Source organism: Enterobacter sp. EC_50 (assembly GCF_019584525.1).
Taxonomy (GTDB): Bacteria; Pseudomonadota; Gammaproteobacteria; order Enterobacterales; family Enterobacteriaceae; genus Enterobacter; species Enterobacter roggenkampii.
Genome location: NZ_VDAF01000015.1, coordinates 1 through 18,131 on the forward strand (window position 1 = coordinate 1; position 18,131 = coordinate 18,131).

The following is an 18,131-nucleotide window of genomic DNA, read 5'->3' on the forward strand; positions in this document are numbered from 1 at the left end:
CCTGGCACGGCTGGGACGGAAGTCGCTGTCGTTCTCAAAATCGGTGGAGTTGCATGACAAAGTCATCGGGCATTATCTGAACATAAAACACTATCAATAAGTTGGAGTCATTACCAAAATGGCCTTATTTTTAACAACAGCATGCAGGATGGTGTGTCTAAGATCGGGGGTTACACGGTTAAAAACGCCCAGCTTGAGCATGAAGCAAAAGCAATTATCAGTGAAGTGACGGGAGCCCAGGCGTCCTATATTAACGGGACGATGGAAGTCTTCGGCAGAAAAGCGGACGTGATCGTTGCTAACCAAAACGGTATTAGCGTTAACGGCGCCACCACCATTAATGCCAACAGCCTGACGCTGAGTACCGGTAAGGTGCAGATGAAAGAGGACGGCAACTATAAACTAGCTGTTGAAAAAGGCACCGTGTCTCTCACAGGGCAAGGCATTTCTACCGAAGGGCTAAGCTACTTCGACATTGTCAGCCGAAGTGCAAAACTGGAAGGTGAAATTGCCGGTCAGGCGGACGTTAAGGTAGTTGCCGGGCAGAACGATTACGATCTCTCCAGCCGCCAGCACACGACTCGCGCCACGGGTGACGGCCATACGCCGGATGTCGCGATTGACGGTCGGGCGATGGGGTCAATGTACGGTGGTAAAATTCAACTTATCAGCACCGAATCCGGCGCAGGCGTCCGTCATGAGGGCAGTATTATTGCCACGGGTGACATTGAGATCAGTGCGAACGGCGACGTGACGCTGACAGGTTTACGCAGCGATAAAAATGTCACTGTCAGCGGCAACAATATTGCCCTGAACAAAAACAGCAGCGGCACCGGAAGTACAGAAGCGCAAAATAATATTATCCTGCATGCGCTCTCTGGCATGACGGTGAATAACGACGTTATCTCCCGTAACGGCACGATCCGAATTGATGCCTCAACCCTGCTGCAAAATACGGCTGCTATCATTGCGCAAAACAGTGCCACAACAGCGGTACCCGCCATTCAGATTAATGTTGCCGGGCAGTACACCCTTTCCGGAAAACTAAAAGCGCTGGATGCTAACGGCGCTGTCATTTCCGGTGGCGTCGTGACGTTAAAAAATGGCGATTTTGTCGTCATCCAGAATGGCCAGCAGGTGCCCTTCAGCACCCTCGTCTCCGATGCGGAGATCGTCAGCAACAGTGGTAATGTCAACGTTACCGCGGGCAGCATGACTAACAATGAAGGCGTTATTCTCGCGAAGAAAGGGACGCTGCAGTTCAACCTGACCGGTGCGTTTGAAAACAAGGGTTCCGTCAGCGCCACAGGGGATATCTGGATTGCATCAGGTTCAATGAAGAACAATGGCATCCTGTATGCCAGCAACGCCCAGACGCTGTCTGTCGGCCATCTCGACAACGCAGGCCGCCTCTACGCGGATAAAAACCTGGTTATGACCGCCAGCACCCTGAACAACAGTGGTCATATTGGCGCTAATAGCGGTGAGATGCGCATTAAGGTCAACGGTGAGGTTTCAAACAGCGGCACCCTGAGCGGTAACGATGCGCTGATCTTCATTGATGCCGACGGTAACATCGTCAACGACGGCACCATTGCCAGCAACAAGCATGACGTGACGGTGGCATCCGGCGGCGACACGCTCAGCAATACCGGACGTATTGCAGGACGTAATGTCTCCACCCAGACCCGTAAAGCCAGTGCAACCGTCAGTAACAGCGGCACCATCAGTGCCAGCGAGAAACTGGCCATCGCAACCGCGAATCTGAAAAACCAGGCCGGCACGCTGAGTGCGACCACTGACATGCAGCTTGATGTCAAAAAAGAGCTACAGAATAGTCAAAAAGGCAGCATTATTGCCGGGAAGAACCTCACCATAAAGGGTGACGGCGCGCTGGCAGTACACAATGACGATGGGCTGATCCAGGGCGATAATATCAATGCCAGCGGAATTTCCACCCTCTCTAACACCCATGACGCGCTGATCGCGGCAAGAGAAAACCTCTCCGTTACAGCGACATCGTTGCTTAACGACGCCTCAACCATTCAGGCCGGTAGCCTGACGCTCGATCGCGTCAGCACCGTCGATAACCTTAACGCCGCCACGCTGTATGCCAGCAAGACGCTGCAACTTACCCATCTCAACACGCTGAATAACACCGGCAGTTTTGTGATTTCTGACGGCACGCTGTCACTGTCCGATGTGAACACCCTCAATAACACTGAAGGTGCAACGCTATTCGGTGCTGGAAATACCACGCTGAGAAACGTAGGTACCCTTAATAACAGCGGCGCATCGATGATTAAATCGGATAATGCGCTCTCGATCGCGACAACCACGACGCTTAATAACAGCAGCGATGCAGTGATTGCCTCTGAGGGCAATCTGAATATCAGCGGCGTGAAGACGTTAAACAACCGCTCGGTGATTATCGGCAATGGCAATATCGCGATCGATGCCGTTGAGGAGCTGAAAAACGACGGTGTGGTTCAGGCAGGTCTGGATCTGATTATTCGCAACGTCAAAAACCTGGCCAACACAGGTGAAGGGCATGTTTTAGCTGCACTGCGTAACCTGACGATTGAAGACGTTGAGTCGCTCATCAACAGCGACGGCGCGGTCATCTCCGCCAATATGCAGACGGTGCTGAACGCCATCGGCGTTCTGACCAACCGCACGGCCGGTGTCATTCAGGCTGTAAACGGCCCGCTGGAGATTGTCGCCAACACGTTGAGCAACATTGGCAGCCTCACCGCAGAGGACGGGCAGCAGTCGGTGTCCACTCTCGTGGCGGGCGGCGACATTACGATCAATGCGCAAAACATGCTTAACACCGAACAGGCGGTGATTGTGTCGACGCAGAGCGATCTGTCAGTTAATGTCGCTAATAATCTGATCAACGCCAATGCAGCGGTACTATCGGGTGCCAACAATACGAACCTTAACGTAGCGGGCGGGACGATTAGCAACGAAAAAAATGCCCTGATCGCCGGGAATAACATCACGATTAATGCCTCGCAGCTGAATAATCATGATTCCGGCACGACCTCTGCCAGAAACGACCTCAACATCCATACCGGTTCATTCAATAACATCAATGGCATCCTCGAAGCGGGTCATGATTTATTGCTCAAGGTAAAAGACTCCATCGCGCTGAATGACAATAACCGCAGTATTCGTGCAGGTCATGATATGACGCTCAGCACGGAAGGTACGCTGTACAACAACACCATGATGGAAGCCATCGGCAACCTGACGCTCCAGGCAGACGGTAAGGTGATCAACAGCAAGTCTGTGGTCACGGGGGGTGATTTACACATCAACGCTAATGAGGTAATGAACAACAGCAACAGCCTGCTCTGGTCGTTAGGGAAGATGGATATTAATGCCCACGACGGTGCCTTTGTTAATGACTATAACGGTAACGTGCTGAGCATGGGTGACATGTCGCTCATCGCGAAAACGATTATCAACTCCGCCGGGATCATTCGCTCCGAACAGAACATCAATATTGATGCGGCCTCTCTGGAAAACCAGAGCACCTATACGGGTGGCACCATTTCGCAAACCCAAACGCAGGATGCCGTGGGTCAATGGGCCGGTATTGATAATGTGATGACGCAGGTCAGGATTACCACGGTTCTGCACATCCCGGTTCTGGCGTCAGATATCGCTATGAGTAAGCTCGGCGAAATCAGCGCCGGGAAAGATATTAATATTAACCAGCGCGGCATTTTCGACGAAAAAGAGGTTAAAAATAACGGCGGCCTGATCCAGGCGGGACGTGATATCACCATCACGGGTAATCTGCTGAACTCGCCAACCTATACCTCCGAATCCATGTATGACTATCTGAATCTCATCCTTGAGCAACCGATAGTACTGACCGACTACTGGAAGGTGGCAGCAGAGCACTACACGACGCTGACCTTCAACTCGCTCTATCAATACCTTGATTTCATCTTTGGTGACGGCGCACCTGCAACCAAAAGCGGTACCCAGGATCCAAACAGAGAGCGTAGCTATAAATCGCTTCTCGACGCCGCGAATGACTCAACCCAGCTCAACTACGTCATGAGCAAAGTGTTTGGTGAAACGTGGAATTCGCAAGATTACGCGACCCTGAACACGGCATGGCATAACCTGGTAAGCAATGACACCAGCATTACCCCTCTGAAGACGAATATGATCTACTTCGTGCCTTCAGAAAAAGGTGAAATCACGGCGGGTCGTAACTTTACGCACAATGGCGGCACGCTGGATAACGGCCTGGCTAACGCTGGCACAATCAAAGAAAACGCCAAAATTGAGAATATCGACGTGGGTGACTACACCATCGACACCGCCGTCGCGGGCTATGATGTTGCCATCAATACCAAAAAGCTGAATGAACTGGCCATGGGGATCAGCCCACTGCCGACCATCAAGGATTTGGTCTCTCTGCCGGGCATGTTTGAAGTCACTGACGAATTCAAAAAAGCCTCTGAGGCGGCGAAAAACGGTACCGAATACAGCGGCCCGGCCAACCACATCATTCCGATTTTCGAAACGCGCCCGGAAATGATCGATCAGAGCAAGTACAGCGGCTCTGACTACTATTTCGACAAGGTGGATTACACTACCACCGAAACCGTTAACGTCATTGGCGATAACTACTTTATCTCCGAACTGATTCGTCGAGAGATCAGCCGCTCCGTAGGCAGCATGTTTGCGATACGAGACGGTCTTGAAGGCGATGCGCTGGTACAAAACCTGATGGATAACGCCGGTATTGCGGCGAAAAACAGCGATCTAAATCTGGTGGTGGGACAGCCTCTGAGCGAAGAGCAGCGCAATGGGCTGACCCAGGATATCGTCTGGTTCGTGAGCCAGAACATCAAAGGGACGGAAGTGCTGGTGCCGGTGGTCTACCTTTGCCCTGAAACCCTTAGCCAGCTGGCTAACGGTGATATCAGTAAAGGCACAGCGTCCATTGCAGCCGGAAATAGCCTTTCAGTTGATGCCACCGCCATTAACAACGTGAACGGTACCCTCTCCTCTAAGGGTGACGTCACGCTGAAATCCAAAGGGGATATTAACAACATCAGCAATGCGACAGATGCTGGCATCTCGGCGGGCGGTAACGTCTCAATGACGTCGGAAAATGGCAGCATTGCCTCAAACGGCGCGGCAGTGAACGCCGGTGGCGACATTGACATGAAGGCTGAAAAGGGCGACATCACCCTGACCGCATCTGTCGGACACGGCGAAGACGGCAAGCAGAAGATTCATGCGCACGATGATGGCGTCACCGCAGGCGGCAGTATCAACATGCAGGCGAAAACCATCACTTCCAACGCGGCTGATATTACGGCAGGCCAGGACGTGAATATGAAGGCGAGCGAAGGTGACGTCACCTTCAACGACCTGCATCAGATTGATTCTAACCGTACCATCAATACCGAGATCAACGGTCTGTCCAGCTATACCACCACCGACACCAAAACGGTGACCGGCGAAGCTATCGGCGCAACCGTCAAGGCTGGCGGCAATGTGCAGATTGATGCCAGCAAGAATGTGGTCATCGAAGGCGGCAGCATTGACGCGAAAAGCGGCTCCATCAACGCGGCAGAAAACGTTGAGATAAAGACGTCTGAAAACGTGTCCGCTGAGGAACACACCACACAGTCTCGCCAGTTTGTTGCTGAGGCCGGCATCAGCGGCGCCGGTAAATCCGCCTCGGCTTCCTACGGCAAAAACGACGGCACCACAAAAAATACCACCTCTGGCGACTACACCAGCGCAGGCGGTAATTCTGAAACCTCCGCGATTGGTGCCAAACCGGGCCGCGCACCGATCACCGATACTGCCGGTTTCAAGGTGGGTATGGAAGACACAACCGATACCGTGTCGACCCAGAGCAAGCAGAACACCAACGCGTCCATTAATTTTACCGATTCCGGTTCCGTAAATGCAGGAAAAACGGCGGATATTGGCGGCGCTGACCTCTCCGCCGGAGATAAGCTCAGCATTAACGCGAAGGATGTCGCAAGCACCAAATACGAGGATGAAACCAAAACCACCGTCACACATAAAGACCGCTTTGTCGGTGTTTCAGGTGAGGCCCACAGTGCGGTAGTTGATGCGATCGACAAAACCGGGAATCTCATTGATAAATCGCAGCAAGGCCAGTCGATTAACAGCGGAACCACGACGGCGGAAGTGCTGGGCGATGTGTCCAACATCATGCTAAACGATCTTGCTGGCGGCTCCGTCACTTTCGGCGGGAACACGACAAAAACGAAAGAAACGCGCACCGCAACGGCGGAGAATACCACCAATATTAATGCTAAAAACGTCAGCATTAATTCGACCAACGATACCACGCTCAACGGCGTGAACGTGAACTCGCAGAATACGGAGATCAATGCGGGTGGTAATGTGGACATTAACGCAGCGAAATCAACAACCTCTTACACCAATGAAACCGAAAAACACAAAGGCGGTCTTACCGCAGGCGTGGGAGTGGATATAACTGGCGCAAGCGGCGGTATTTCAGTCGATTACAACGGCAGTACGGAACACGGCTCGGGTAACTCTACGTCGTATAAGAACAGTACTATCAACGGCAACACGGTGACAGTGAACGCTGGCGGTGATATGAACATGAAGGGCGCTAACATCGATGCAGAAAAAGCGGATGTTAACGTTGCAGGCGATATGAATATCACCTCCGTGCAGAATACCGAGCACACCGATAGCAGCCGCGGTAACTGGGGCGCTTCTGTGGGCATCTCCGTCTCGGCAGCGGGCATCATCCCGAACGCGTCCGTCAACGGGGGCGGCGGCTCTGAAAGTTACGATTCGTCTAAAACAGCGAAGCAGTCCGGTATCAATACCAGCGGCGAGCTGAATGTGAAAACCGGAGGCGACCTCAATATGACCGGGGCTAATCTGGTATCTCAGGATGGCACCGGATCGGTGAACGTTGCGGGTGATATCAATGCGAAAACGCTGGAAGACCACGTTGAGCAGGATGGTCTGTACGGCGGTGGCGGCATTGGCCTGAGCAATGGCGTAGTGCCTTCCGGTAACATCTACGTCGACACCGTGGATGAAATTCACTACAACGAAACGCAGAAATCCACTATCGCCGTGGGTGACACCACCAGTGCGGCAGTGAATGGCGATCTCAATACCAATAAAGATGAAATGTCGGTTGTCACGCGTGATGAGAAAGAAGCAGGAAATAACATTTCCTACACGCTTGCCGATCCGGGGATTCGTAAGAAGAAGAAAAGCGGCGCTGACGCAGACAGCGATACTCCAGCGAAGCCGGATGACGGCCATACGGACGATGGCGGCTGCCCTCAGAAGTGTACGCCGACTAAGCCAGGCTCAACGCAGCAGCAGACGACAACCACGACGCGTACAACGTCTGATTCTCAGCATATGACGATTGAGAAAACGACGGCGACAACGACCTCCACGTCCGCCTCTTCGGTGGTCCATAAGGAGGCCGTCGCGTCTGAAACCGCACGCAGTGAAGCCGTGCCAAACGTTGCGCCGTCAACCTCCCAGCCGCTGACGCCAAAAGCGAAACCAGAGGCCGCAACGGTTACGCCAAAAGCGAAACCAGAAGCCACAACGGTTACGCCAGTGAAGAAATGGGCCGTACCGGAAACTAACTATCCGGTGCTCTCTCCTGGCTCTGCAACGGGTAAAACCGGTAAAGATATGCCGAAAACACCGGACCACAGGAAGTGGAATGGCGACATGACCAACGGCGTTGCGCCATCCAGCAACACCAAAGGCGATGACGTCAAGCTCTCGCCGGGTTCGTCCACCGGTCAGACCGGGATGGATATGCCGAAAACGCCGGAACACAAGCAGTGGAATGGCGACATGACCAACGGCGTTGCGCCATCCAGCAACACCAAAGGGAATGACGTTAAGCTTTCTCCGGGGTCGTCCACCGGTCAGACCGGGATGGACATGCCGAAAACGCCGGAACACAAGAAGTGGAATGGCGACATGAGCAAAGGTGCGATGAACGCGCGTCCACAGTGGAAGGCGTTGCAAATCGATCGACCGATTGATATCTATGCTCCGGTAACCATTACCTTCACCGACGAGCAGTACAGCTAAAACAAAAGGGTCTGACTTTCGTCAGACCCTTTTTTTAACGCCCCTTTCGAACGTTATTCGTCTTCCAGATACGTATATCCGTACAGACCCGCTTCAAACTCTTCCAGGAACTGCTGCTGCAGCGCATCGTCCAGCCCGGTGTTTTTCACCTGGTCGCGGAACTGCGTGAGCAGGGTTTTCGGATCCAGCTGAACGTATTCCAGCATGTCCGCCACGGTATCCCCTTCGTCAGACAGCTCAACTTCCACGCTGCCGTCAGGGAAGACAAACACGTCAACCGCCTCGGTATCGCCGAACAGGTTGTGCATGTTGCCGAGGATCTCCTGATACGCGCCGACCATAAAGAAGCCCAGCATTGGCGGGTTCTCCGGGTCGTATTCCGGCATTGGCATCGTCGTGGCGATACCGTCGCCGTCCACGTAGTGGTCGATAGCGCCGTCAGAGTCGCAGGTGATGTCCAGCAGCACCGCGCGACGTTCCGGGGCGTGATTCAATCCTTCCAGCGGCAGAACCGGGAACAGCTGATCGATACCCCAGGCATCCGGCATCGACTGGAACAGCGAGAAGTTGACGTAAATCTTGTCCGCCATGCGCTCCTGCAGCTCGTCGATAATCGGGCGGTGCGCGCGGTTGCTCGGGTCGAGCTGCTTCTGCACTTCATGGCACATGTTCAGATAGAGCTGCTCGGCCCACGCGCGCTCCTGCAGGCTGAAGGTACCTGAAGAGTAGCCGACGTGAATGTCGTGCAGATCCATCTGGCTGTCGTGAAGCCATTCGCGCAGGGAACGACGCGTGCCGGGCTCGTGCATCTCCTGCCAGGTTTCCCACATGCTTTGCAGGGAACGCGGGGCATCGTCTGCCGGCGGCGTCGCTTCGGTGGTTTCGCTGCGCTCAACGCCGATAATGTTAGAGACCAGCACCGTATGGTGCGCGGTCACCGCGCGACCGGATTCGGTAATCACCGTCGGGTGCGGCAGGCCGTTCTCTTCACAGGCGTCGCCGATCGCCCAGATGATGTTGTTCGCGTATTCGTTCAGGCCGTAGTTCACGGAACAATCAGATTGTGAGCGGGTCCCTTCATAGTCCACGCCCAGGCCGCCGCCCACGTCGAAGCACTGAATATTCACGCCAAGCTTGTGCAGCTCAACGTAGAAACGCGCCGATTCACGCACGCCGGTGGCGATATCACGAATGTTGGCCATCTGCGAGCCGAGGTGGAAGTGCAGCAGCTGAATGCTGTCCAGACGACCACGCTCGCGCAGAATTTCTACCAGCTGCAGCACTTGGTTGGCCGCCAGGCCGAACTTGGATTTTTCACCGCCGGAGGACTGCCATTTTCCGGACCCCTGTGACGCCAGACGCGCACGCACGCCAAGGCGCGGCACCACGTTCAGACGCTCGGCCTCTTCCAGCACGATGGCGATTTCTGTCATCTTCTCGATAACCAGATAGACCTTGTGGCCCATCTTCTCGCCTATCAGCGCCAGACGAATGTATTCACGGTCTTTATAGCCGTTACAGACAATCACTGAACGGGTCATCCCTGCATGCGCCAGCACGGCCATCAGTTCCGCTTTGGAACCTGCCTCCAGCCCCAGCGGCTCGCCGGAGTGGATCAGCGATTCAATCACGCGGCGGTGCTGGTTTACCTTGATCGGGTAAACCAGGAAGTAGTCGCCTTTATAGCCGTAGGATTCACGCGCACGTTTGAACGCGGCGTTAATCGAACGCAGACGATGTTGCAGGATCTGCGGGAAGCAGAACAGTGCAGGCAAACGCTGGCCCTGAGCCTCACGGGCTTTCACCAGTTTGGCGAGATCCACGCGCGCTTCAGGGACGTCCGGATCCGGGCAGACGCTGATATGGCCCAGTTCGTTGACGTCGTAGTAGTTATTGCCCCACCAGGCAATATTGTAAGTGCGCAGCATCTTGCTGGCTTCCTCGGAGCTCATCGCAACCTCCTGCATAGAACGTAGTACACCCTGTTCGCCCGCTGACGAAGGCGAAAAAGAAGACATGTCGTCAGACATAGCGAACCTCAACTCTTTGTATTAAGTGTAAAACAGTTGACTACTATCGCAGCGTTATACGGCGATAACAACCCATAAACGGCTCCGTTTCCCAGCAGAGTATGCTGAAATCCAGACCGTGCGACCGGTTTCTTATTCATATCATTGTAAAACACGTATCCGAACTCTGTATGACAAGGTTCGGCGAAACCACGAGAAAACTCTTGTATTAACAAGAGCGCCCTTGTTCAGTTTTCACAAAGCGTGACCGGCCCTGGAATCCTGAGAAGCGCCGAGATGGGTATAACATCGGCAGGTTTGCAGACTAGAAATGCGGGTTGCGGGAATCAAATGCGCGCCAGAACGGCTGCGCTGAATTAGCGGAAAACGATGGTTCATTATCTCGTATCACCTCCACGGCCGCCTCTGCTGAAACGGACCCCAAGCCAAAGCTAAAAGTTCACTGCTTTACCCGGCTGGAAGTGGCGACACGATGAGTTCATCGAGCGCTTATTTTATATGAGCCGCGCGCCGCGTTTTATACCGAGAAGGGGGCTAAAAAGCAAAACAAAAATGCGCGTGTTGCCAGCACCGTCAGGAATTTTTGCCAGCAGCAATTTCAACTGAGTGAGAGATGAGTCAAAAAAAACTGGAAATCGGGTGAAGAAGTGACCTAAAATAGCCATCCAGATGTTAATCCATCTATACTGATTAACACTCATACTGCCAGTGTCAAAAACCTGCAGGCCTTGGTAGAATTATCTCCTTTGGCTATTCCACACAGCAGCTTGAGCTAACCAAATTCCTCTTAGGTGAAATAAAACATGGCAAAACACCTGTTTACGTCCGAGTCCGTATCAGAAGGACATCCTGATAAAATTGCTGACCAAATCTCCGATGCGGTGCTGGATGCGATCCTCGCGCAGGATCCAAAAGCACGCGTCGCGTGTGAAACCTATGTCAAAACCGGCATGGTTCTGGTTGGCGGTGAGATCACCACCAGCGCATGGGTTGATATCGAAGAGATCACCCGTAACACGGTGCGTGAGATCGGTTATGTGCATTCTGATATGGGCTTTGATGCCAACTCCTGCGCGGTACTGAGCGCAATTGGCAAACAGTCTCCAGACATCAACCAGGGCGTTGACCGTGCCGATCCGCTGGAACAGGGCGCGGGCGACCAGGGCCTGATGTTCGGCTATGCAACCAACGAAACCGACGTGCTGATGCCAGCGCCGGTCACCTACGCACACCGTCTGGTGCAGCGTCAGGCTGAAGTGCGTAAAAACGGCACCCTGCCGTGGCTGCGCCCGGATGCGAAGAGCCAGGTCACCTTCCAGTACGACGACGGTAAAATTGTCGGTATTGACGCGGTGGTTCTGTCTACCCAGCATGCCGAAGATATCGATCAGAAATCCCTGCAGGAAGCAGTGATGGAAGAGATCATCAAGCCGGTTCTGCCAACCGAATGGCTGAGCAGCGCCACCAAATTCTTCATCAACCCGACCGGACGCTTTGTTATCGGCGGCCCAATGGGTGACTGCGGCCTGACCGGTCGTAAAATCATCGTTGATACCTACGGCGGCATGGCGCGTCACGGTGGCGGTGCATTCTCCGGTAAAGATCCATCAAAAGTGGACCGTTCTGCAGCGTACGCGGCACGTTATGTGGCGAAAAACATCGTTGCTGCCGGCCTGGCTGACCGCTGTGAAATTCAGGTTTCCTACGCTATCGGCGTGGCTGAACCCACCTCCATCATGGTGGAAACCTTTGGTACCGAGAAAGTGCCTTCAGAACAGCTGACCCTGCTGGTGCGCGAGTTCTTCGACCTGCGTCCATACGGCCTGATTCAGATGCTGGATCTGCTGCACCCAATCTACAAAGAAACCGCTGCATACGGTCACTTTGGTCGTGAACATTTCCCATGGGAAAAAACCGACAAAGCCGCCCTGCTGCGTGAAGCTGCCGGTCTGAAGTAATCGACTGACATCGCTTTTAAAAGGCCAGCCCTCGGGCTGGCCTTTTGCATTTGTGCGATCATCCTTGCCCGGCGGCGCTTCGCTTGCACGGGCCTACGAGTTTTGGGCATTTGTAGGCCGGGTAAGGCGCAGCCGCCACCCGGCAGAAAGGTGTACTCTTTGGAACCGATTACACCGCACCGGTGCCCCTCCGCTTTCAGAATATTCTCTTTGCATGATCGCCATTCTTCTGCTGTTACATTCCCTTTCAGTTAAGTCTGAAATATCTCCTTTCGCGATGCGCCTCACTTCATTTACCTCTATATTTTCAAAGCTTTAATTTTATTTACGGTTGCACACGAGTGTAACCGATTACACCTATGTGATTAATCTCACATATTTTTACGGGTCGCTCACCTACCCTTACCATCAATAAAACTGATAACCCAACTGGAGGGCATAATGCCTGACAATAAAAAACAGGGGCGTACGTCCAACAAGGCGATGACATTCTTCGTCTGTTTCCTCGCCGCCCTGGCAGGATTACTTTTTGGCCTGGATATCGGCGTGATTGCCGGTGCATTACCTTTCATCACTGACGAGTTCCAGATTAGCGCTCACACCCAGGAATGGGTGGTCAGCTCCATGATGTTCGGTGCGGCCGTTGGGGCCGTCGGCAGCGGCTGGCTCTCCTTCAAGCTCGGACGTAAAAAGAGCCTGATGATTGGCGCGATCCTGTTCGTGGCCGGCTCACTCTTCTCTGCCGCAGCGCCTAACGTTGAGGTTCTGCTGGTTTCCCGCGTGCTGCTCGGTCTGGCCGTGGGCGTGGCGTCCTATACCGCCCCGCTCTACCTGTCTGAAATCGCGCCGGAGAAAATCCGCGGCAGTATGATTTCGATGTACCAGCTCATGATCACCATCGGTATCCTGGGCGCGTACCTTTCCGATACCGCGTTTAGCTACAGCGGCGCATGGCGGTGGATGCTCGGCGTGATCATCATCCCTGCGGTTCTGCTGCTGATTGGCGTCTTCTTCCTGCCGGACAGCCCGCGCTGGTTTGCTGCAAAACGTCGCTTCCACGATGCCGAACGCGTGCTGATGCGCCTGCGCGATACCAGCGCGGAAGCGAAAAACGAGCTGGAAGAGATCCGCGAAAGCCTGAAGGTCAAACAGTCCGGCTGGGCGCTGTTTAAAGAGAACAGCAACTTCCGCCGGGCGGTGTTCCTCGGCGTGCTGCTCCAGGTGATGCAGCAGTTCACCGGGATGAACGTCATCATGTACTACGCGCCCAAAATCTTTGAGCTGGCGGGTTACACCAACACCACCGAGCAGATGTGGGGGACCGTCATCGTGGGTCTGACCAACGTGCTGGCGACCTTTATCGCCATCGGTCTGGTGGACCGCTGGGGACGTAAGCCAACCCTGACGCTGGGCTTCCTGGTGATGGCGGCCGGTATGGGCGTCCTCGGTACCATGATGCATGTGGGCATTCACTCCCCAACCGCCCAGTACTTTGCGGTAGGCATGCTGCTGATGTTTATCGTCGGGTTTGCGATGAGCGCCGGGCCGCTGATCTGGGTGCTGTGCTCTGAGATCCAGCCGCTGAAAGGACGTGATTTTGGTATCACCTGCTCTACCGCAACCAACTGGATTGCCAACATGATCGTCGGCGCAACGTTCCTGACCATGCTCAATACCTTGGGCAATGCCAATACCTTCTGGGTCTACGCCGGTCTGAACATCTTCTTTATTGTGCTGACCATCTGGCTGGTTCCAGAAACCAAACACGTGTCTCTGGAACATATTGAACGTAACCTGATGAAAGGTCGCCCGCTGCGCGAAATCGGCGCTCACGACTGATCCTCTTACGGGAGGCGCCTCTTGCGCCTCCCCGCTTCCCGCTTTATGCTCTGCCCCTATGAAAGCTCCCCGTCTCCCCATCGCCATTCAGCAAGCCGTTATGCGCAGCCTGCGGGAAAAACTCGCCCAGGCGAACCTGAAGCTTGGTCGCAATTACCCTGAACCCAAACTCGTCTACCAGCAGCGTGGCACCTCGGCCGGTACCGCCTGGCTGGAATCCTATGAGATCCGCCTTAACCCGGTTCTGATGATGGAAAATCAGCAGGCGTTTATCGATGAAGTGGTGCCGCACGAGCTGGCGCACCTGCTGGTGTGGAAGCACTTTGGGCGCGTCGCCCCCCACGGCAAGGAGTGGAAGTGGATGATGGAAGCGGTGCTCGGCGTTCCGGCGCGCAGAACCCATCAGTTCGAGCTGGAATCGGTGCGCCGCAATACCTTCCCCTACCGCTGCCAGTGTCAGCAACATCAGCTTACCGTCCGCCGCCATAATCGCGTGGTGCGCGGCGAGGCAACCTACCGCTGCGTGAAATGCGGCGAGCCGCTGGTGGCGGAATAATTATCTGAACGTTCAGGAACTTTCCTGATCTGACTGATTGCATACAGGAACAACATTCGTTACGTTGCGGGCTCGTTTTGACACGGAGTGTAAGATGTCCCGTAATTTTTCTCTCGCGGTCGCCTTTCTGACGACGGCGCTCTCAGGCCACGCCCTGGCCGACGGTATCAACAGTTTCTCTCAGGCCAAAGCGGCCGGTGTAAAGGTCAACGCTGACGTACCGGGCGATTTCTACTGCGGCTGTAAAATTAACTGGCAGGGTAAAAAAGGGGTCGTTGACCTTGAGTCCTGCGGCTACAAGGTGCGTAAAAACGAAAACCGCGCCAGCCGTATTGAATGGGAACATGTCGTTCCGGCATGGCAGTTTGGCCACCAGCGCCAGTGCTGGCAGGATGGTGGACGTAAAAATTGCGCCAAAGATCCGGTTTACCGCCAGATGGAAAGCGACATGCATAACCTGCAGCCCGCGGTGGGCGAAGTGAACGGCGATCGCGGCAACTTCATGTACAGCCAGTGGAACGGTGGCGAAGGTCAGTACGGCCAGTGCGGTATGAAGATTGATTTTAAAGAGAAAGTCGCCGAGCCCCCTGCCCGCGCGCGCGGCAGCATTGCCCGCACCTATTTCTATATGCGTGACCGTTACGATCTCAACCTCTCCCGCCAGCAGACCCAGTTGTTCAACGCCTGGGACAAGCAGTACCCGGTGACGGAGTGGGAATGCCAGCGCGACGAGCGTATCGCCAGAGTCCAGGGGAATCACAACCCTTACGTCCAGCGGGCTTGCCAGGCGCAAAAGAGCTAACCTACACTACGGCAATTCGCTTATATCGCATGACACATGGAATTTCTGACTATGCGCATTCCCCGCATTTACCATCCTGAACTGATTACCGCAGGCCGTGAAATCGCCCTGTCTGATGACGCCGCCAACCACGTTGGCCGCGTGCTGCGCATGGGCGCCGGCCAGGCAATACAATTGTTCGACGGCTCTAACCAGGTTTTCGACGCGGAAATCACGAGGGCGGATAAAAAAAGCGTACACGTGAACGTCCTGCGCGGTGAAGTGGATGACCGGGAATCACCGCTGCATATCCATCTGGGCCAGGTGATGTCGCGCGGCGAGAAAATGGAGTTCACGATTCAGAAATCCATTGAACTGGGTGTAAGCCTCATTACGCCACTTTTTTCTGAGCGCTGTGGCGTTAAACTGGATGCGGAACGTCTGAACAAAAAGATCCAGCAGTGGCAGAAAATTGCCATCGCGGCTTGCGAACAGAGTGGCCGCAACCGTATTCCGGAGATCCGCCCGGCGATGGATCTGGAGGAGTGGTGTGCAGAAGAGGACAGTGGGCTGAAGCTCAATCTTCATCCGCGCGCCAGCGCCAGCATCAATACGCTGCCGCTGCCCGTTGAGCGCGTTCGCCTGCTGATTGGCCCTGAAGGCGGCCTGTCGGCGGACGAAATTGCGATGACGGCACGTTACCAGTTTACTGATATTCTGTTGGGACCTCGCGTTCTGCGCACTGAGACAACGGCACTCACGGCCATTACCGCGCTACAGGTACGGTTTGGCGATCTGGGTTGACGCATTATTGGAGAGAAAGATGATCAAGCTCGGCATCGTGATGGACCCCATCGCAAACATCAACATCAAGAAAGATTCCAGCTTCGCCATGCTGCTGGAAGCGCAGCGTCGCGGCTATGAACTCCACTATATGGAGATGAACGATCTTTACCTGATCAACGGTGAAGCCCGCGCGCGCACCCGCATCGTTAACGTCGAGCAGAACTACGACAAATGGTATGAATTTGGCACAGAGCAGGACATTGCCCTGGCCGATCTCAACGTCATTCTGATGCGTAAAGATCCGCCGTTCGACACCGAGTATATCTACTGCACCTATATCCTTGAACGTGCAGAAGAGAAAGGCACGCTGATCGTCAACAAGCCGCAGAGCCTGCGCGACTGTAACGAGAAGCTCTACACCGCCTGGTTCTCTGACCTGACGCCGGAAACCCTGGTGACCCGCAGCAAAGCCCAGTTGAAGGCATTCTGGCAGAAGCACGGCGATATCATCATGAAGCCGCTGGACGGCATGGGCGGCGCGTCGATTTTCCGCGTGAAGGAAAGCGACCCGAATATCGGCGTGATTGCCGAAACCCTGACCGAACTGGGCACCCGTTACTGCATGGCACAGAACTATATTCCGGCAATCAAGGACGGCGACAAACGCGTGCTGGTGGTGGATGGCGAACCGGTCCCTTACTGCCTGGCGCGTATCCCGCAGGGTGGCGAAACCCGTGGTAACCTGGCGGCCGGTGGCCGGGGTGAGCCGCGTCCGTTGACCGAAAGCGACTGGGAAATTGCCCGCCGCGTAGGCCCGACGCTGAAAGCCAAAGGCCTGATCTTCGTCGGACTGGATATCATCGGCGATCGTCTGACCGAAGTGAACGTCACCAGCCCGACCTGCATTCGTGAAATTGAAGCGGAATTCCCGGTCTCGATCACCGGAATGCTGATGGACGCCATCGAAAAACGCCTGCAGAAATAACCCACCAATGAGTGACAGCGCCCGGGTTTCTCCGCATACTGGTCGCTGTCGCTTTTTAAACCAGGAAACAGTACCTCTGACAATGAATTTACAGCATCACTTTCTTATTGCCATGCCTGCTCTCCAGGACCCGATTTTTCGCCGCGCCGTGGTTTATATTTGTGAATACAATGAAGACGGCGCGATGGGTATTATCATTAATAAACCGCTGGAAAATCTTCAGGTTGAAGGGATTCTGGACAAGCTGAAAATCCCGGCTGAAGCGCGACTGCCGGAGATCCGGCTTGATAAGCCCGTGATGCTGGGTGGACCTCTTGCAGAAGATCGCGGCTTTATCCTGCATACGCCGCCGGTGTTCTCTTCCAGTATTCGAATTTCGGATAACACCGTCATCACCACCTCACGTGACGTGCTCGAAACGCTGGGCACCGCAGAGCAGCCTTCTGAAGTGCTGGTGGCGCTGGGCTATTCGTCGTGGGAGAAAGGCCAGCTTGAGCAGGAGATCCTCGATAACGCCTGGCTCACCGCCCCTGCGGACATGAATATCCTGTTTAAAACGCCGATTGCCGATCGCTGGCGCGACGCGGCGAAGTTGATTGGTATTGATATTCTGACCATGCCTGGCGTAGCGGGGCACGCCTGATGAGCGGAACGCTTCTGGCCTTCGATTTTGGCACCAAAAGCATTGGCGTCGCCGTGGGGCAGCGCATCACCGGTACCGCGCGTCCGCTTACCGCCCTGAAGGCCAACGACGGTACGCCGGACTGGAATCTCATTGAGCGTCTGCTCAAAGAGTGGCAGCCGGATGACGTGATTGTCGGATTACCGCTCAACATGGACGGTACCGAACAGCCGCTGACCGCCCGGGCGCGTAAGTTCGCCAATAAAATCCATGGCCGCTTTGGCGTCTCCGTCAAGCTGCACGATGAGCGTCTCAGCACCGTCGAAGCGCGTGCGGGTCTGTTTGAGCACGGTGGCTTCCGCGCGCTCAATAAAGGCAGCGTGGACTCCGCTTCTGCCGTCATCATCCTCGAAAGCTATTTCGAGCAGGGCTTTTAAGCACAGGGGC

General features: G+C 54.6%; 13 protein-coding genes. 10 read left to right on the forward strand and 3 right to left on the reverse strand.

Annotated features, from left to right (window positions below; translation table 11 throughout):
* Both FHC48_RS13635 and FHC48_RS13640 read left to right on the forward strand, forming a co-directional pair.
* A partial coding sequence (locus FHC48_RS13635) for an IS1 family transposase (RefSeq protein ID WP_000641146.1) occupies positions 1-100 on the forward strand: 100 nt, incomplete at its 5' end.
* Between the two features lie 41 nt (positions 101-141).
* Positions 142-8,127 carry a hemagglutinin repeat-containing protein gene (locus tag FHC48_RS13640; RefSeq protein WP_259281159.1) on the forward strand — a complete coding sequence of 2,662 codons (7,986 nt, stop codon included), beginning with the start codon at positions 142-144 and terminating at the stop codon, positions 8,125-8,127.
* Positions 8,128-8,180: 53 nt separating this feature from the next.
* On the opposite strand, the gene speA is transcribed toward FHC48_RS13640, so the two are convergent.
* The 3 genes from speA to FHC48_RS13665 form a co-directional block, all read right to left on the reverse strand.
* Complete coding sequence (speA, locus tag FHC48_RS13645; RefSeq protein WP_008499744.1) at positions 8,181-10,157, reverse strand: biosynthetic arginine decarboxylase; 1,977 nt, start codon at positions 10,155-10,157, stop codon at positions 8,181-8,183.
* 8 nt (positions 10,158-10,165) lie between these two features.
* Positions 10,166-10,297 (reverse strand): acid stress response protein YqgB, encoded by a 132-nt coding sequence (yqgB, locus tag FHC48_RS13650; RefSeq protein ID WP_127312443.1) that lies wholly within the window; start codon positions 10,295-10,297, stop codon positions 10,166-10,168.
* 354 nt (positions 10,298-10,651) lie between these two features.
* The gene (locus FHC48_RS13665) at positions 10,652-10,822 is read right to left on the reverse strand and encodes a hypothetical protein (RefSeq protein ID WP_045335271.1); all 171 of its coding nucleotides are present in this window, start codon (positions 10,820-10,822) and stop codon (positions 10,652-10,654) included.
* Positions 10,823-10,960: 138 nt separating this feature from the next.
* Between FHC48_RS13665 and metK the strand changes: the two genes are divergently transcribed.
* The 8 genes from metK to ruvX all read left to right on the forward strand — a co-directional run bounded on the left by metK (position 10,961) and on the right by ruvX (position 18,121).
* Positions 10,961-12,115 carry a methionine adenosyltransferase gene (gene metK, locus FHC48_RS13670; protein ID WP_008499745.1) on the forward strand — a complete coding sequence of 385 codons (1,155 nt, stop codon included), beginning with the start codon at positions 10,961-10,963 and terminating at the stop codon, positions 12,113-12,115.
* A 441-nt stretch (positions 12,116-12,556) separates the two neighbouring features.
* Positions 12,557-13,954 (forward strand): galactose/proton symporter, encoded by a 1,398-nt coding sequence (gene galP / locus FHC48_RS13675; RefSeq protein WP_008499747.1) that lies wholly within the window; start codon positions 12,557-12,559, stop codon positions 13,952-13,954.
* A gap of 58 nt (positions 13,955-14,012) precedes the next feature.
* Positions 14,013-14,510: a SprT family zinc-dependent metalloprotease gene (locus tag FHC48_RS13680; protein WP_021242073.1), complete on the forward strand. Its 498-nt coding sequence runs from the start codon at positions 14,013-14,015 to the stop codon at positions 14,508-14,510.
* A 94-nt stretch (positions 14,511-14,604) separates the two neighbouring features.
* The gene (gene endA / locus FHC48_RS13685) at positions 14,605-15,312 is read left to right on the forward strand and encodes a deoxyribonuclease I (protein ID WP_021242074.1); all 708 of its coding nucleotides are present in this window, start codon (positions 14,605-14,607) and stop codon (positions 15,310-15,312) included.
* Positions 15,313-15,363: 51 nt separating this feature from the next.
* Entirely contained in the window at positions 15,364-16,095 is a 732-nt protein-coding gene (rsmE, locus tag FHC48_RS13690) for a 16S rRNA (uracil(1498)-N(3))-methyltransferase (protein ID WP_021242075.1), read from the forward strand.
* Between the two features lie 19 nt (positions 16,096-16,114).
* Positions 16,115-17,062, forward strand: coding sequence for a glutathione synthase (gene gshB, locus FHC48_RS13695; protein WP_023326040.1), 948 nt, complete (start codon positions 16,115-16,117; stop codon positions 17,060-17,062).
* 82 nt (positions 17,063-17,144) lie between these two features.
* Positions 17,145-17,705: a YqgE/AlgH family protein gene (locus FHC48_RS13700; protein ID WP_008499752.1), complete on the forward strand. Its 561-nt coding sequence runs from the start codon at positions 17,145-17,147 to the stop codon at positions 17,703-17,705.
* On the forward strand, positions 17,705-18,121 hold the full coding sequence (gene ruvX / locus FHC48_RS13705; protein ID WP_021242076.1) for a Holliday junction resolvase RuvX: 417 nt from the start codon (positions 17,705-17,707) through the stop codon (positions 18,119-18,121). Before FHC48_RS13700 ends, ruvX begins: the two co-directional genes overlap by 1 nt.
* The last annotated feature ends 10 nt before the right edge of the window (positions 18,122-18,131 follow it).

What these genes read in the sequence shown, in the direction of transcription:
- FHC48_RS13640 (WP_259281159.1), top strand. Translation starts at nt 142, where the DNA reads ATGCAGGATGGTGTGTCTAAGATCGGGGGTTACACGGTTAAAAACGCC.
- speA (WP_008499744.1), bottom strand. Translation starts at nt 10,157, where the DNA reads ATGTCTGACGACATGTCTTCTTTTTCGCCTTCGTCAGCGGGCGAACAG.
- yqgB (WP_127312443.1), bottom strand. Translation starts at nt 10,297, where the DNA reads ATGAATAAGAAACCGGTCGCACGGTCTGGATTTCAGCATACTCTGCTG.
- FHC48_RS13665 (WP_045335271.1), bottom strand. Translation starts at nt 10,822, where the DNA reads ATGGCTATTTTAGGTCACTTCTTCACCCGATTTCCAGTTTTTTTTGAC.
- metK (WP_008499745.1), top strand. Translation starts at nt 10,961, where the DNA reads ATGGCAAAACACCTGTTTACGTCCGAGTCCGTATCAGAAGGACATCCT.
- galP (WP_008499747.1), top strand. Translation starts at nt 12,557, where the DNA reads ATGCCTGACAATAAAAAACAGGGGCGTACGTCCAACAAGGCGATGACA.
- FHC48_RS13680 (WP_021242073.1), top strand. Translation starts at nt 14,013, where the DNA reads ATGAAAGCTCCCCGTCTCCCCATCGCCATTCAGCAAGCCGTTATGCGC.
- endA (WP_021242074.1), top strand. Translation starts at nt 14,605, where the DNA reads ATGTCCCGTAATTTTTCTCTCGCGGTCGCCTTTCTGACGACGGCGCTC.
- rsmE (WP_021242075.1), top strand. Translation starts at nt 15,364, where the DNA reads ATGCGCATTCCCCGCATTTACCATCCTGAACTGATTACCGCAGGCCGT.
- gshB (WP_023326040.1), top strand. Translation starts at nt 16,115, where the DNA reads ATGATCAAGCTCGGCATCGTGATGGACCCCATCGCAAACATCAACATC.
- FHC48_RS13700 (WP_008499752.1), top strand. Translation starts at nt 17,145, where the DNA reads ATGAATTTACAGCATCACTTTCTTATTGCCATGCCTGCTCTCCAGGAC.
- ruvX (WP_021242076.1), top strand. Translation starts at nt 17,705, where the DNA reads ATGAGCGGAACGCTTCTGGCCTTCGATTTTGGCACCAAAAGCATTGGC.